This is a genomic window from Pradoshia sp. TA40_28, from assembly GCF_059694525.1.
In genome coordinates, this window is record NZ_JCATZO010000016.1 from 44,597 (window position 1) to 58,718 (window position 14,122).

General features: G+C 37.7%; 9 protein-coding genes and 2 riboswitches. Of the genes, 8 read left to right on the plus strand and 1 reads right to left on the minus strand.

Annotation, left to right across the window (positions count from 1 at the left end):
- Position 1 precedes the first annotated feature (1 nt).
- From AC58NB_RS16255 to AC58NB_RS16275, 5 genes are all read left to right on the plus strand, one after another.
- Positions 2-1,243: a DUF58 domain-containing protein gene (locus tag AC58NB_RS16255; RefSeq protein ID WP_497427844.1), complete on the plus strand. Its 1,242-nt coding sequence runs from the start codon at positions 2-4 to the stop codon at positions 1,241-1,243.
- Positions 1,240-3,465 (plus strand): DUF4129 domain-containing transglutaminase family protein, encoded by a 2,226-nt coding sequence (locus AC58NB_RS16260; protein ID WP_497427845.1) that lies wholly within the window; start codon positions 1,240-1,242, stop codon positions 3,463-3,465. Before AC58NB_RS16255 ends, AC58NB_RS16260 begins: the two co-directional genes overlap by 4 nt.
- Before the next feature lie 36 nt (positions 3,466-3,501).
- Positions 3,502-3,604, plus strand: a riboswitch (purine riboswitch).
- Between the two features lie 213 nt (positions 3,605-3,817).
- Positions 3,818-5,368, plus strand: a complete 1,551-nt coding sequence (gene guaA, locus AC58NB_RS16265) for a glutamine-hydrolyzing GMP synthase (protein WP_497427846.1) — start codon at positions 3,818-3,820, stop codon at positions 5,366-5,368.
- A gap of 284 nt (positions 5,369-5,652) precedes the next feature.
- The gene (locus tag AC58NB_RS16270) at positions 5,653-5,979 is read left to right on the plus strand and encodes a PadR family transcriptional regulator (RefSeq protein WP_497427847.1); all 327 of its coding nucleotides are present in this window, start codon (positions 5,653-5,655) and stop codon (positions 5,977-5,979) included.
- Positions 5,969-6,538 carry a DUF2812 domain-containing protein gene (locus tag AC58NB_RS16275; protein WP_497427848.1) on the plus strand — a complete coding sequence of 190 codons (570 nt, stop codon included), beginning with the start codon at positions 5,969-5,971 and terminating at the stop codon, positions 6,536-6,538. The genes AC58NB_RS16270 and AC58NB_RS16275 overlap by 11 nt, the downstream gene beginning before the upstream one ends.
- A 109-nt stretch (positions 6,539-6,647) precedes the next feature.
- Here AC58NB_RS16275 and AC58NB_RS16280 read toward each other — a convergent pair whose 3' ends face one another.
- The gene (locus tag AC58NB_RS16280; protein WP_497427849.1) at positions 6,648-6,938 is read right to left on the minus strand and encodes a hypothetical protein; all 291 of its coding nucleotides are present in this window, start codon (positions 6,936-6,938) and stop codon (positions 6,648-6,650) included.
- A gap of 429 nt (positions 6,939-7,367) precedes the next feature.
- A riboswitch (purine riboswitch) is annotated at positions 7,368-7,469 on the plus strand.
- A gap of 113 nt (positions 7,470-7,582) precedes the next feature.
- Here AC58NB_RS16280 and AC58NB_RS16285 point away from each other — a divergent pair.
- The 3 genes from AC58NB_RS16285 to ptsG (AC58NB_RS16295) all read left to right on the plus strand — a co-directional run bounded on the left by AC58NB_RS16285 (position 7,583) and on the right by ptsG (AC58NB_RS16295) (position 13,567).
- Positions 7,583-8,920, plus strand: coding sequence for an NCS2 family permease (locus tag AC58NB_RS16285; RefSeq protein WP_497427850.1), 1,338 nt, complete (start codon positions 7,583-7,585; stop codon positions 8,918-8,920).
- Positions 8,921-9,151: 231 nt separating this feature from the next.
- Positions 9,152-11,218: a glucose-specific PTS transporter subunit IIBC gene (gene ptsG / locus AC58NB_RS16290; protein ID WP_497427851.1), complete on the plus strand. Its 2,067-nt coding sequence runs from the start codon at positions 9,152-9,154 to the stop codon at positions 11,216-11,218.
- Between the two features lie 288 nt (positions 11,219-11,506).
- Complete coding sequence (ptsG, locus tag AC58NB_RS16295; RefSeq protein WP_497427852.1) at positions 11,507-13,567, plus strand: glucose-specific PTS transporter subunit IIBC; 2,061 nt, start codon at positions 11,507-11,509, stop codon at positions 13,565-13,567.
- The last annotated feature ends 555 nt before the right edge of the window (positions 13,568-14,122 follow it).

A 14,122-nucleotide genomic window follows, 5' to 3' on the forward strand; every position in this document is an offset into this window, starting at 1 on the left:
AATGAAATTAGGGAAAAAGGTTCTAAGTAATTGGGGTAAGTGGTCAAAGTTTTTCCTACTTCTGTTATTACTTATTGTGACATTTACCTATGCCATGTTCCAGGGTGGATTTGTCAGTTGGTTTCTCTTTTATAGTTTTCTTCCTTTTGCTTTATATGGACTATTGGTTTTCGCCTATCCATTAAATGACTTTACTGTGGAGCGGGTTATAGATGATCAGGAGTTGACGGCTGGCGACCCGTTACATATGAAGATTATGATTAAAAGGAAGACGCTTATTCCCATAGCGTATCTGTTGATTCATGAATTATTGCCGGAAAGGCTGGGTATCTTGCTTGTTAGGAAAAAGATGAGTTCCATTGTTTTTCCAGGGTTCAAAAAAAGATTAGAGTTATCCTATACCATTAAAAGTATGCCGAGAGGAGAGCATACTTTTAACAGGCTTGAGTTTATAACAGGTGATATACTCGGGTTGATTGATAAGAGTAGCTTAATAGATTCCACTAAAAAAATTCTTGTACTTCCTGCAACAGTTCCTTTGCTATTACGACAGATTTTCAGCGATTATGAGCATGGACAGCGCACAAATTCATATAAAATCAGGAATGAAACAGCGATGGTATCTGGTATTCGCGATTATGCTCCTGGTGATCGTATGACCGTGATTGATTGGAAGTCCAGTGCAAAGGGCGTTGGACTTAAAGCAAAAAACTTTGAAGAAAAGCATAGCAGTGATTTCTTTATTTTAATTAATTGTGAGAGCGAGCTTACTATATTTGAAGAAATGGTGACCTTTAGTGCATCTCTCGCTGAAAGTGGCCTGGCAAAGAGAATGAGAGTAGGCCTCTGGGCTGGTGGAGACGGATTGGATAACCTGCTAGAAATAAAAGATGGAAAAGGACATATTCAAAAAGCTTTGTACTTCTTAGCGAAAATTAGCGCTTCACCTAAACCTGACTTAGGTTCCCCAAGATCTTATACACCTCAGACGAAATTTATACCGCCGAATGCATCGCTGATTCTCATCACTTCTTCCTTACATTTACCACTTGTTAAATCATATACCAAGCTAGCGGGAGGAACCCGTTCCTTATATATTTTGTTTTTCTGTGAGCCTTCCTCTGTCCTCAATAAGGCTGAGCATGAAGCTTACACGTATGGAATAAACCATGGGGCGAAAATGTCCATTATTCATAATCGAGAGGATTGGCAAGTTTTTGAAAAGAGGGGTGGCAGGAGATGAAAGGAAATGAACTGCATCCCGTTATTCGACTACAGTTATTTCTTTTTGCATTTATCATTTTATTGGAATGGCTGAGACCGATAGAAGAAGTGACTAAAACAAGCCAAATCAAGTATTTCATTGTTTTTGGTGCTGTCACCTTGGCAATGCATGCATTCAAACTATCATGGAAAATAATAATTCCTGTTTTATTTATTTATATAGGTACAAGTCTATATATGATTTTTTATCGTTTTCAATTCCATATGTCGGAAGACAGCTGGATAAATGCTTTTTTCATTGATATAAAAGAGGGAATACTATCTGTATTTTCTAGGGATTGGCAAAATATAGGCTCAGAATTTAGAACGTTGCTTTTCTTTTTTCTGATATGGCTGTTTACCTTTTTGATTCATTATTGGGTTCAAGTGAAACAGCGGTTATTCTTGTTTTTGCTTATGACATTTATTTATGTAACTGTTCTAGACACATTTACAACCTACGATAGTAATCATGCTATTGTACGAGTGGTTGTGATTGGCTTTGCTATTCTCGGCACGCTTGTATGGGTTCGTCTGCTGATTGGGGCGAACATTCACTATTCTCATCACACTGCCATCCGTTGGATGATTTTATTATCGAGCATGATTGCCTTTGCGGTTGTGATTGGTTTCTTTGCACCAAAGCCACAAGCAATATGGCCAGATCCAGTATCTTTTATTAAATCAACATCAGAAAAATTCGGCTCTACTCAAAAAAGGATAGGATATGACCAGGATGACAGTAAATTGGGCGGTGATTTTGTTGGTGATGATGGGGTAGTGTTCCGTGCTTCTTCACCTGTCCGTACGTATTGGAAGATTGAAAATAAAAATGTCTATACGGGCAAAGGATGGGACGCTGGTCCGGATTATGGCGTAAGTCAAACTGTATTAGATTCAGAACCAGCCATGCTATACGATTACAGGGGTGAAAATACAACTGAAGATTCAATGGCAGAACTGGAATTTGAAATAGATCATGGCCACATCCCTTATCCAAGCCCAATGGCTATTGATCAATTTTATAATCTGAATGGTGACGTTGAATCTGCTTTTACTAGTGTATTTTATTCTGGGAATACATCTACGATTACCCCGGTGTTTGAAGGGGCAGACAAACAAGAATTAAAAGAGGTGGACATCCAGTTTAGAAGTCCTACTTATTATATAGATGTTCTGCAAAAGGATAAGACAGAAGATATAAGCGATATGGATATAGATTTACAAATGGAACAATCGCTGCGTCTTCCAGCTTATGTTCCGGAAAGAGTCTCGAGCTTAGCGGCGGACCTTGCAGAAAAAACTGGATCGGCCGCTATTTATGATCAAGTAAAAGCAATTGAGGACTATTTGACAGGAGATCTATTCACGTATAGTAAAGAAGGAGTTCCCTACCCCGAGGAAAATCAGGATTACGTAGACCAATTTCTGTTTGAAACACAAATAGGCTATTGTGATAATTTTTCAAGTGCCATGGTTGTCATGGTCCGTTCACTGGGAATCCCGGCCCGCTGGGTAAAGGGGTATACGGCAGGTGATTTAGTCTATGATCAGCAATTGGGTGAGTCGCGGTATGTGATCACAAATAATAATGCGCACTCATGGCCGGAAGTTTATTTTCCCAGTGTAGGATGGGTTCCTTTTGAACCAACGAAGGGATTTAGTTCTGAAGTACGATTTACTACTACTCAGGATATCAGCAATGACCAGGAGGAAACACAACCGACACCAGAAACAAATAAACCGGAAAATAAGGAGCCAAAAGAAAAGCTAACCGAGAACCAGGATGAGTCTTCTCAAATTACATTTGAAATGATCAAAGAGAAAGTGGCACAACAATGGAAGAAAGCCCTAGTGGTGGTCTTACTAGTTGGGGGGACTGCTGTTTTCTTATATCGAATCAGAGGGAAGTGGGTACCGTACATCTGGTTGGTTTACTATAAAAGGGTCAGAAAAAAACCGAACTATTCACATGCCTATATGCAATTACTTCATGAATTAAATCGGTATGGGATCAAAAGAAAGCCAGGGCAGACCTTGAGAGAGTACGCCGTATATGTAGATCATTTTTTTGGAACGACCGACATGAATCGGTTAACACGGGAATATGAAAAGTATATCTATTCAAATGAGAAAACAAAATTAGATTGGCGGAGCTTTAAGGATCGTTGGGAGAAGATGATTTTAAGAACTATCGCTTGACCACTCTTTTCTCTCACGATACAATTATGGCGGTTAATAAAAAAGCAATCTACCCTTCATATAGTTTCGAAAATAAGGTTCGGAAGTTCCTACCAAATCACCAAAAAATGATTTGACTATGGAGGAATTATATAATTTCTAACTAGAATTCTACATAGTACATAAGGATTCTAGTTTTTCTTTATTCGAATGAATTGTTCAAAATTGTGGAATAGCTAATACGTAAAGGATTATGAAGTACCAATGGGTTGATACCTGATATTTCTTATTAGCATATGGGGAAGAGAGATAAAGATCTCTTTGGATGATGTTGCTCAATTAACCGAAAATATCAGACGAGGTGAAAGTGATGATGGAAACAACTGATCTCCCTATTCAGGAAATGATTGTCGTTCTTGATTTTGGAAGTCAATATAATCAATTAATCACAAGGAGAATTCGTGAATTTGGAGTTTACAGTGAACTTCATCCCCATACGATAACGGTGGAAGAAATTCAGAAACTAAATCCAAAGGGAATCATTTTCTCCGGTGGACCAAACAGTGTTTATGATGCAACAGCTTTTTCATGTGATGAACGAATTTTTGATATGGGAATTCCGGTCATGGGAATATGCTATGGTATGCAGTTAATGACTCAGCATTTTGGCGGAAAAGTAGAACGTGCGAGTAAGCGCGAATATGGAAAAGCGGAAATTAAGCTAAACCATGAAAGCTTGTTATTTAGTGGACTGCCTACTGAACAAACCGTCTGGATGAGCCATGGTGACCATGTCGTTACAGCTCCGGAAGGTTTCAAAATTGATGCAACAAATCCATCATGTCCAATCGCGGCGATGAGTGATGACAGCCGACAATTATATGCTGTTCAATTCCATCCGGAAGTACGTCATTCTGTTTATGGAAACGACTTATTGAAAAACTTCGTATTTGAAGCTTGTAAATGTAAAGGCGATTGGTCCATGGCGAATTTTATTGACATGGAAATGGATAAAATCCGCAAAACAGTTGGAGATAAACAAGTACTTTGTGCGTTAAGCGGTGGAGTAGATTCCTCTGTTGTAGCAGTATTAATTCATAAAGCAATTGGCGATCAATTGACATGTATCTTCGTGGATCATGGTTTATTACGTAAAGATGAAGCTGAAGGTGTCATGAAGACATTCAGTGAAGGCTTTAATATGAATGTTATTAAAGTAGACGCAAAAGAGCGTTTTATGAAAAAATTAGCTGGAGTCAGCGATCCAGAGCAAAAGCGTAAAATCATTGGAAATGAATTTATTTACGTATTTGATGATGAAGCGACCAAGCTTAAAGGAATCGACTATCTTGCACAAGGTACGCTTTACACGGATATTATCGAAAGTGGTACGGCAACTGCCCAAACCATTAAATCTCACCACAATGTAGGTGGATTACCGGAAGATATGCAATTCCAATTAATCGAGCCTTTGAATACACTATTCAAAGATGAAGTACGTGCACTTGGTACAGAACTTGGTATTCCAGATGAGATTGTTTGGAGACAGCCTTTCCCGGGCCCAGGTCTTGGAATCCGTGTACTGGGAGAAGTAACAGAAGAAAAGCTTGAAATTGTGAGAGAATCCGATGCTATTCTTCGTGAAGAAATTAAAAACGCTGGTTTAGATCGTGATATATGGCAATACTTCACTGTACTTCCTGATATCCGTAGTGTAGGAGTAATGGGAGATGCCCGCACTTATGATTACACAATCGGAATCCGTGCCGTAACATCCATCGACGGTATGACATCTGACTGGGCGCGAATCCCATGGGATGTTTTAGAGAAAATCTCTGTACGTATCGTTAATGAAGTGGATCATATTAATCGCGTTGTCTATGATATTACATCCAAGCCACCTGCAACGATTGAATGGGAATAAGCTTCCTAACCACGTGAAAACGGATGTGGCGATATTTTAAAATAAAGCTGCATGCCCATCTATAACTTTATAACTTAAAAAACGACTCTCTTTTTTACCCGGAATATGGGTGAGAAGGGGGTCTTTTTTTATGTCGGAAACCGCCAATTATTAACCAGTTATCACCCTTTTATGGAAAAAAGAGGTTGATGAGTATATTGCGGTGCGATATACTAAATATATCGAGGTACGATATATTTGATTGTAATATTTAGTGATGATAGAACTTGAAAAATGGAGGATGTATGAGAGACAAAATTAAAAGAATTTATATACCAATGACAGAAACAGGATTTTATATCTTGTTCTGCTTGCAGGAAGAAATGCATGGCTATAACGTCGGTAAAAAGGTGAAAGAAATGACGGGCGGTGAGATAACAATTAGTCCGGGAACAATGTATGGGAGTTTGTCAAAAATGGAGAAAGACGGGTTAATTATGTTTGTCCGTGAAGATGAAAAAAGAAAGCTATATATTATTACAGAATTAGGGCAACAAATATTGGATCTTGAAATAAAACGCATTGAGAGACTTTATAAAAACAGTAGAGGAGGAGTGTGTGGTGGAAAATAAGTTGGAAAGAGAATATCACTATTTTTTGTTAACAGAATATGAGAAAGAAGAAATTTTTTTACGCGAAAAACATAGTAAAGGATATAAACTGGTGAAGGTTACATTGCCGGGATTTTATTATTTTGAAAAATGTGAGCCGGAAGATGTAGTGTATAAATTGGATTTTAATCCACAGTCAGCTAAAGACAAGCAAAGCTATTTGCAGATGTATGCAGACTATGGTTGGGAATATATGCAGGATTTGAATGAATACAGCTATTTTAGAAAGTCAGCATGTAACACTGCTGATATTGATACAGAAATTTTCAATGATGATCAATCAAAGTTGGAAATGGTAAAACGAATATTCTTGAATAAAATGGTACCTTTTCTGGGTATTTTTCTGTTATGTGTAATACCTTTGACTATGAATTTTACTAAAGGTGAATTCAATGATCCGGGGTATGTTGGATTTGCTATATGCTGGGTTATTTTATTCATATTATATATGGTTATTTTTTTGAAGTGTGGAATTGGATTCTATCGACTGAGAAAGAATTATTCGCAGAGAGTGGATTAATCTTAGTCTTGGATGAATAAAAAACGGCTTTTATCCTCTAGTGTAAAATCAAGAGAGGTTTTTAGTGAGAGATTAAAAAAAGAAGGATAGCCAAATGGTTATCCTTCTTTTAAAGGTAGGGTTTAGTCTTCTGTTCTCTGAAATCTTCCAGTTTTCTCGGTACATCTGTGACACCACTAATTGTTTTGTAAAAATCCTCCCATTCCTTACCCTCTAGCCGATAATATCGCTCCATTGTGTCTATATAAAGAAACATAGCTTGTTCAACAATAATATCGGGGATTTCATATTCTAGCGGTAGTTTAGTATCTAATCTTTTGCATAATAAATTTTGTATATTCTTTGCATATTCTAATTGCTGTCTATCTATTTTCACGTTTATAAAATCATGGGTATCCATAAGTTGTTTCCTCAATTCATACAGATCTATATCGACTATTGTTAGCTTGTTCACTTAGGATCATCTAATGAAATCACATTAAGCAAAGCATGAAACTCTTACTTGTACATAAATATGATAGAAAAAGAAGTACTGTAATTGATAAGCAAACGAGTCTGAATCTTTAAATAATAAAATAATTATATCTTAGTTCCTGCTGAATTCAATATCAATAATTGGGGTTTATAGTTGTAATATATACCAATCACGTAACTTCACGTTTGTATAAACTTACTTATAACTACAAACTTGATAAGGGCAACGAATCAAGGATTAACTTTATAGTAAAGCAGTAGAAATAAATACGAATAAAGAATTAATGATCTCTCGATAATGTTCGCTTTTGATTGACCTGCTTTCATTCTCTTGATACAATACAAAAGACCTAATATTTTAATAAATATATCAATTCGTATAATCATGGGGATATGGCCCATAAGTTTCTACCGAGCTACCGTTAATAGCTTGACTACGAATATTAAAGATACCTGCCAATATTTTGGCCTATTCTTTGTATTTTAGTCAGCCTCGAACGGATCCGTTCGAGGCTTTTTGGTTATCCGGAACTTATACGAAAGCGTATGAAAAGAAGGAGAGGAAGTAGGTTGAAAAAGTACTTTCAGTTTGATGAACTTGGCACCAACTACAAACGAGAGATTATAGGTGGCATTACAACCTTTCTGGCAATGGCGTATATTTTAGTGGTTAATCCACTGCAATTATCTTTGGCAGATGTACCAGATCTCCCCGATTCGATGAGAATGGATCATGGTGCGGTATTTGTTGCTACAGCTCTTGCGGCTGCTGTCGGTTCTATATTTATGGGGCTTATCGCAAAATACCCAATTGCGCTTGCTCCAGGTATGGGACTTAACGCTTTCTTTGCGTATACAGTTATTTTGACATTTGGTATCCCTTGGCAAACAGCTTTGGCAGGTGTTTTAGCTTCTGGATTTATTTTTGCCATATTAACCTTGACGGGATTAAGAGAAACTATTATTAATGCGATCCCTGCAGAATTAAAATATGCAGTAGGTGCTGGTATTGGATTGTTCATAACTTTTGTTGGTATGAAAAACGCAGGAATTATTGTCAATAACGATGCAACTTTAATTGGGATCGGTGATTTCACTGATGGAAATACATTATTGGCCATTGTAGGCTTATTAATTACGGTTATCTTTTTAGTTAAAGGCATTAAGGGTGGAATTTTTTATGGGATGATCATTACCGCTATTATTGGGATGTTAACAAACCTGATTGAGATTCCAGACGGTATATTTGGTGCAATTCCAAGTGTAGCTCCTACCTTTGGTGTTGCCATTGAGCCATATTTTAATCCAATCCAATCGAATTTATTTACAGTTGAATTCTTAGTGGTAGTGCTGACATTCTTATTTATTGATTTCTTTGATACTGCCGGAACCCTTATGGCGGTTGCCAATCAGGCAGGATTAACAAAAGATAATAAGTTACCAAGAGCAGGCAGGGCATTATTTGCGGACTCTTTGGCAACGATGACAGGTGCTATGTTCGGAACGTCTACAACTACTTCTTATATTGAATCAACAGCGGGTGTTGCCGCTGGAGCCAGAACTGGTTTCGCAGCCGTTATAACAGGGGTGCTGTTCCTGTTATCGCTTTTCCTTTATCCGCTTTTATCTGTAATTACTTCACCTGTTACAGCGCCGGCGCTTATCATTGTTGGGGTGTTAATGTGCTCATCACTTGGTGATATTAATTGGAGTAAATTAGAAATTGCGGTACCGGCATTTCTAACAATCATTATGATGCCGCTATCTGGCAGCATCGCAGCCGGTATTGCTTGTGGATTTATCTTCTACCCAATCACAATGATTGTTGCTGGACGTATAAAAGAAGTCCATCCAATCATGTATGGAATGTTTGTCATATTCGTTTGTTACTTTATTTTTCTTTCATAAATAAATAGATACTAGATTGTACAAGCTGCCGGCAGTGCTCGGCAGCTTTTTTTATGAGCACAGATCTTTTTTTTAAGGAAGGCTTATTAACAAAAGGATTTCGGATACCTATAAGCAATTCTTTGTATTTACGTTCATTTTGGGCACATTAATAGGTAATTAGTTAGATTGATTACTCGCGAAAGAAATCAATCGTTTTGATTTTGTGAATAAGTCTAAGGAGGACGTTTTATGTTTAAGAAAGTATTCGGTGTCCTGCAGAAGATTGGGAAAGCTTTAATGCTACCTGTCGCCATATTACCAGCAGCAGGAATTCTACTTGCACTGGGGAATGCCATTCATAATCCGAATTTGCTAGATCTAATGCCATTTTTAGATGCCGGCTGGATACAAAAGGTTGCTACCGTTATGGAGGATTCCGGGCAAATTGTCTTTAGCAATCTCTCGTTACTATTTGCGGTTGGTGTCGCAGTTGGACTGGCAGGTGGAGAGGGAGTAGCGGGACTGGCAGCCATTATTGGTTATCTAATTATGAATGTTACTATGGGTGATGTTCTTAACGTGACAGATCATATGGCAGCTAATGACCCTTCCTATGCTAATGTTTTGGGTATCAATACTCTACAAACGGGGGTATTTGGAGGAATCATTGTCGGACTGTTAGCTGCCTATATGTATAACCGATTTTTCAGGATTGAATTACCTTCATATTTAGGTTTTTTTGCCGGAAAACGGTTTGTACCCATTGTTACAGCTGCTTCTGCATTGATAGTAGGTCTTTTAATGACGTTGATATGGCCGCCTATCCAGCATGGATTAAACACGTTATCTCAAAATATGATCGATACAAATTTAACGTTGGCAGCATTTATTTTTGGAGTGATTGAACGATCGCTTATTCCTTTTGGCCTTCATCATATCTTTTATTCTCCATTTTGGTATGAATTTGGACAGTATACCAACAAAGCTGGAGAAATCATTCGTGGGGATCAGGCAATCTTTTTTGCTCAGATTAAAGACGGTGTTAAATTAACAGCCGGTACGTTCATGACAGGTAAGTATCCGTTTATGATGTTTGGATTACCTGCAGCTGCGTTAGCCATTTATCATGAAGCCAAGCCTGAGAAAAAGGCATTGGTAGCAGGGATAATGGGATCTGCGGCTCTAACTTCCTTCTTAACTGGTATCACAGAACCAATGGAGTTCTCTTTTCTTTTCGTAGCACCAGTTCTTTTTGGTATCCATGCTATTTTTGCAGGTCTTTCCTTTATGACCATGCAGCTTTTGAATGTCAAAATAGGGATGACCTTTTCGGGTGGGGTGATTGATTATATCCTCTTTGGAATTGTGCCAAATCGAACGGCATGGTGGCTTGTTATTCCAGTTGGATTGGTCATCGCAGTCATTTACTATTTTGGGTTCAGATTCGCGATTCGGACTTGGAATCTTCGGACACCAGGGAGGGAAGATGAAGATGAAGAAAGTGCTCAAGGCAAGGGTGGTTCAGTAGATGATCTTCCGTACGAAATTATTCAAGCGATGGGGAATAAGGAAAATATTAAGCATTTAGATGCTTGTATTACTCGTTTACGTGTTGAGGTTAACGATATTGCAAACGTGGATAAAGATAAACTGAAAGCACTCGGGGCCGCAGGTGTGCTTGAAGTTGGAAACAATATTCAAGCGATTTTTGGTCCGCGGTCCGAAACAATCAAGTCTCAGATGAAAGATATAATGGAAGGAAACAAGCCTCGGCCAACCAAAGCATCCTCTGATAATGTTGAAGCTGAAATACAGCAACAAATAGAAGAGGTAAATCCGGATGCGTTGAAAACAGATTTCTCTAAAGGTGGATTCGCTGCACCTCTTGAAGGAGAACTTGTCCCTATTACGGAAGTGCCTGATCAGGTTTTCTCTGAAAAAATGATGGGCGACGGATTTGCGATTATACCTAGTGAAGGGATTGTTGCTTCCCCAGTTGATGGAGAAATTATAAGTGTTTTTCCGACTAAACATGCTCTCAGTATTAAATCCGATAGCGGTCATGAACTATTAATACATGTTGGCATTGATACCGTTAAGTTGAAAGGTGAAGGGTTTGACACAAAGATCACTGACGGTGCCCGTATTACGAAAGGGCAAATCTTAATGACATTTGATTTAAACTATATCCAATCAAATGCATCGTCAACGATTACACCGATCGTGTTTACGAACCTGCAGGCTGGAGAAAAGATTGAGATCGTTAAAAGAGGTAAAGTAAAATTAGGTGAGGTACACATCATTAATATAATGTAAATCAAAGCTCGCAACTCTATCCGCACAGGAAATAGTTGCGAGCTTTTGTTTTATGTAGATGAGTGTAATATTACACGAATACTAATAATACTAGAAGATAAAAAAATGAACTTGATAGTAAGCGTTTACTTTGTTTTGGTAGGAAAAAAGCGGTTTTTTTTAACTTTATTACTTTCAAAAATATAGAATTTAGTGTAAATTAACACAGGGAAACTTTATGCAAATAGTCCATTATTTTGCAACCGGTTAAGTAAATAATTTAGTCGAAAGTTGAGGAGGAACTACTTCATGTTTAAAAAAGCCTTCGGGGTTTTGCAAAAGGTTGGGAAAGCGTTAATGCTTCCGGTCGCTATTTTGCCAGCCGCGGGTATTCTACTTGCATTGGGTGATGTGGCACAAAATCCAGATTTACTTAAAATGATGTCTTTTTTAGAGGCTGATTGGATTCAAACAATTGCAGCAGTAATGAGAGATTGCGGTGATATTGTATTTGCTAATTTGCCGTTATTGTTTGCTGTTGGGGTTGCAGTTGGTTTAGCCGGCGGAGAAGGTGTAGCAGGATTAGCCGCGATTATTGGATATTTGATGATGAATGTTACCATGGGCGTGGTCATGGGTGTTACTGAAAAGATGGCTGCTACAAACCCTTCCTATGCAGAGGTGTTAGGAATACCGACTATGCAGACAGGAGTTTTTGGTGGTGTTATTGTCGGATTATTAGCTGCCTATATGTATAATCGATTCTTTAGAATTGAGTTACCGTCCTATTTAGGTTTCTTTGCAGGTAAACGGTTTGTACCGATTGTTACAGCAGTATCTGCTCTAATTCTTGGTCTTTTGATGACTCTTATTTGGCCGCCTATCCAACATGGCTTAAATACATTGTCTCAAAGTATGGTTAATACAAACTTACCATTATCAGCATTTATATTTGGTGTAATAGAACGGTCGCTTATTCCTTTTGGTCTTCACCATATATTTTATTCACCATTTTGGTTCGAATTTGGCCAGTATGTGAACGCTGCGGGGGAAACAATTCGTGGAGATCAGGCAATCTTCTTCTCTCAAATCAGAGATGGAGTTGAATTAACTGCAGGTACATTTATGACTGGTAAATATCCATTCATGATGTTCGGTCTTCCGGCTGCTGCATTGGCTATTTATCATGAAGCAAAGCCTGAGAAAAAAGTAATGGTGGCCGGGATCATGGGATCTGCTGCGTTAACTTCTTTCTTAACAGGTATTACGGAACCATTAGAATTCTCGTTCCTATTTGTTGCACCAATACTTTTTGGTATCCATGCTATATTTGCCGGTTTATCATTTATGACTATGCAAATACTAAATGTAAAAATCGGAATGACATTCTCCGGTGGGGTTATTGACTACTTGTTATTCGGTGTAGTACCAAACCGAACAGACTGGTGGCTGGTTATTCCGGTAGGTTTAGTATTTGCTTTGATATATTATTTTGGATTCCGTTTCGCAATCCGCAAGTGGAATTTAAGAACACCTGGACGTGAAGAAGATGATGATAAAAGTGCTCAAGGGTCTGGTGGATCTGTAGAGGAACTTCCATATGATATTCTTGAAGCTATGGGTGGCAAACCTAATATCGCTCATTTGGATGCTTGTATTACGCGTTTACGGGTAGAAGTTAAAGATATTAGTGCTGTTAATAAAAATGAGTTGAAATCTCTTGGTGCTGCAGGTGTCCTTGAGGTGGGAAACAACATACAGGCAATCTTTGGCCCACGTTCTGAGACAATTAAATCTCAAATGAAAGATATTATGGAAGGAAATACTCCGCGTCCAGCGAAGGCGATTGATACTGATGCAGAAAATCAGCAACAAATCGAAGAAATTAATCCTGAAGCATTAAGAACAGATTTTGCTGAAAGTGACTTTACTTCACCAATTACGGGTGAGCTCGTTTCAATTACTGAAGTACCAGATCAAGTATTCTCTGGTAAAATGATGGGTGATGGTTTTGCGATCATTCCTAAAGAAGGTATAATTGCTTCGCCGGTTGAAGGGAAAGTAATTAATGTATTTCCAACCAAACATGCACTTGGTATTCTGTCGGATAGCGGACATGAAATCTTAATTCATGTAGGAATCGATACTGTGAAACTAGGTGGTCAAGGTTTTGAAGCGAAAGTAACTGAAGGAGATATAATCTCAAAAGGACAAACTCTTCTTGAAGTAGACCTTGATTATATTCAAGCGAATGCTCCCTCTATAATTACGCCGGTTGTATTTACAAACCTGCAAGAAGGTGAAAGTATTCAGATTAAATCTGGTGCTGTTCAGCTTGGGGAAGATAATATCATTAAAATCATAAAATAAGAGATTTAAAGGGTGGGCCTAGTAAAATAGCCCACCCTTTTATTTTAGTAATTTAGTTAGTTTATAGTAAAGAAGGGTATGTATCTATTCTATAGAAGGAAAGAATGTCACATGTGTGATAAATACTTTTGAATAAGATCAAAGGTGATTTCTCTTTTTAACAATAAATTTGATTTTCGACTATAACATATGGAAATCCTGTATCGGTATTTAGCTTAAGAAAAGACTTTTTAATATCTGAATACTTTTAAATTAATTTTGTGGTTGACGTATACTTAAAAAGCGTGCTACTATAAGAAAGCACCAAACAGATACGAAAAAATAACTTAAAAAGTTATTGACTTTCAGAAATGTTGGTGTTATGATAATAAAGTTGCTTATGCAACATGGTTATTATAAAAGATTGCTAGTGAATTACATTAAAAGAAATGCTTGACAATGAAAAGTTATCTTGATATAATGTAAATGTCGCTAACATGACAGATTGTTCTTTGAAAACTAAACAAAACGAAACGCCAAGCAAGTCTAAAATAAGAGATTTTTAAAATCTCGTCA

Bases quoted from the DNA above. Each gene is read 5' to 3' on its own strand.
- AC58NB_RS16255 (WP_497427844.1), top strand. From the start codon at position 2: ATGAAATTAGGGAAAAAGGTTCTAAGTAATTGGGGTAAGTGGTCAAAG.
- AC58NB_RS16260 (WP_497427845.1), top strand. From the start codon at position 1,240: ATGAAAGGAAATGAACTGCATCCCGTTATTCGACTACAGTTATTTCTT.
- guaA (WP_497427846.1), top strand. From the start codon at position 3,818: ATGGAAACAACTGATCTCCCTATTCAGGAAATGATTGTCGTTCTTGAT.
- AC58NB_RS16270 (WP_497427847.1), top strand. From the start codon at position 5,653: ATGAGAGACAAAATTAAAAGAATTTATATACCAATGACAGAAACAGGA.
- AC58NB_RS16280 (WP_497427849.1), bottom strand. From the start codon at position 6,938: ATGGATACCCATGATTTTATAAACGTGAAAATAGATAGACAGCAATTA.
- ptsG (WP_497427851.1), top strand. From the start codon at position 9,152: ATGTTTAAGAAAGTATTCGGTGTCCTGCAGAAGATTGGGAAAGCTTTA.
- ptsG (WP_497427852.1), top strand. From the start codon at position 11,507: ATGTTTAAAAAAGCCTTCGGGGTTTTGCAAAAGGTTGGGAAAGCGTTA.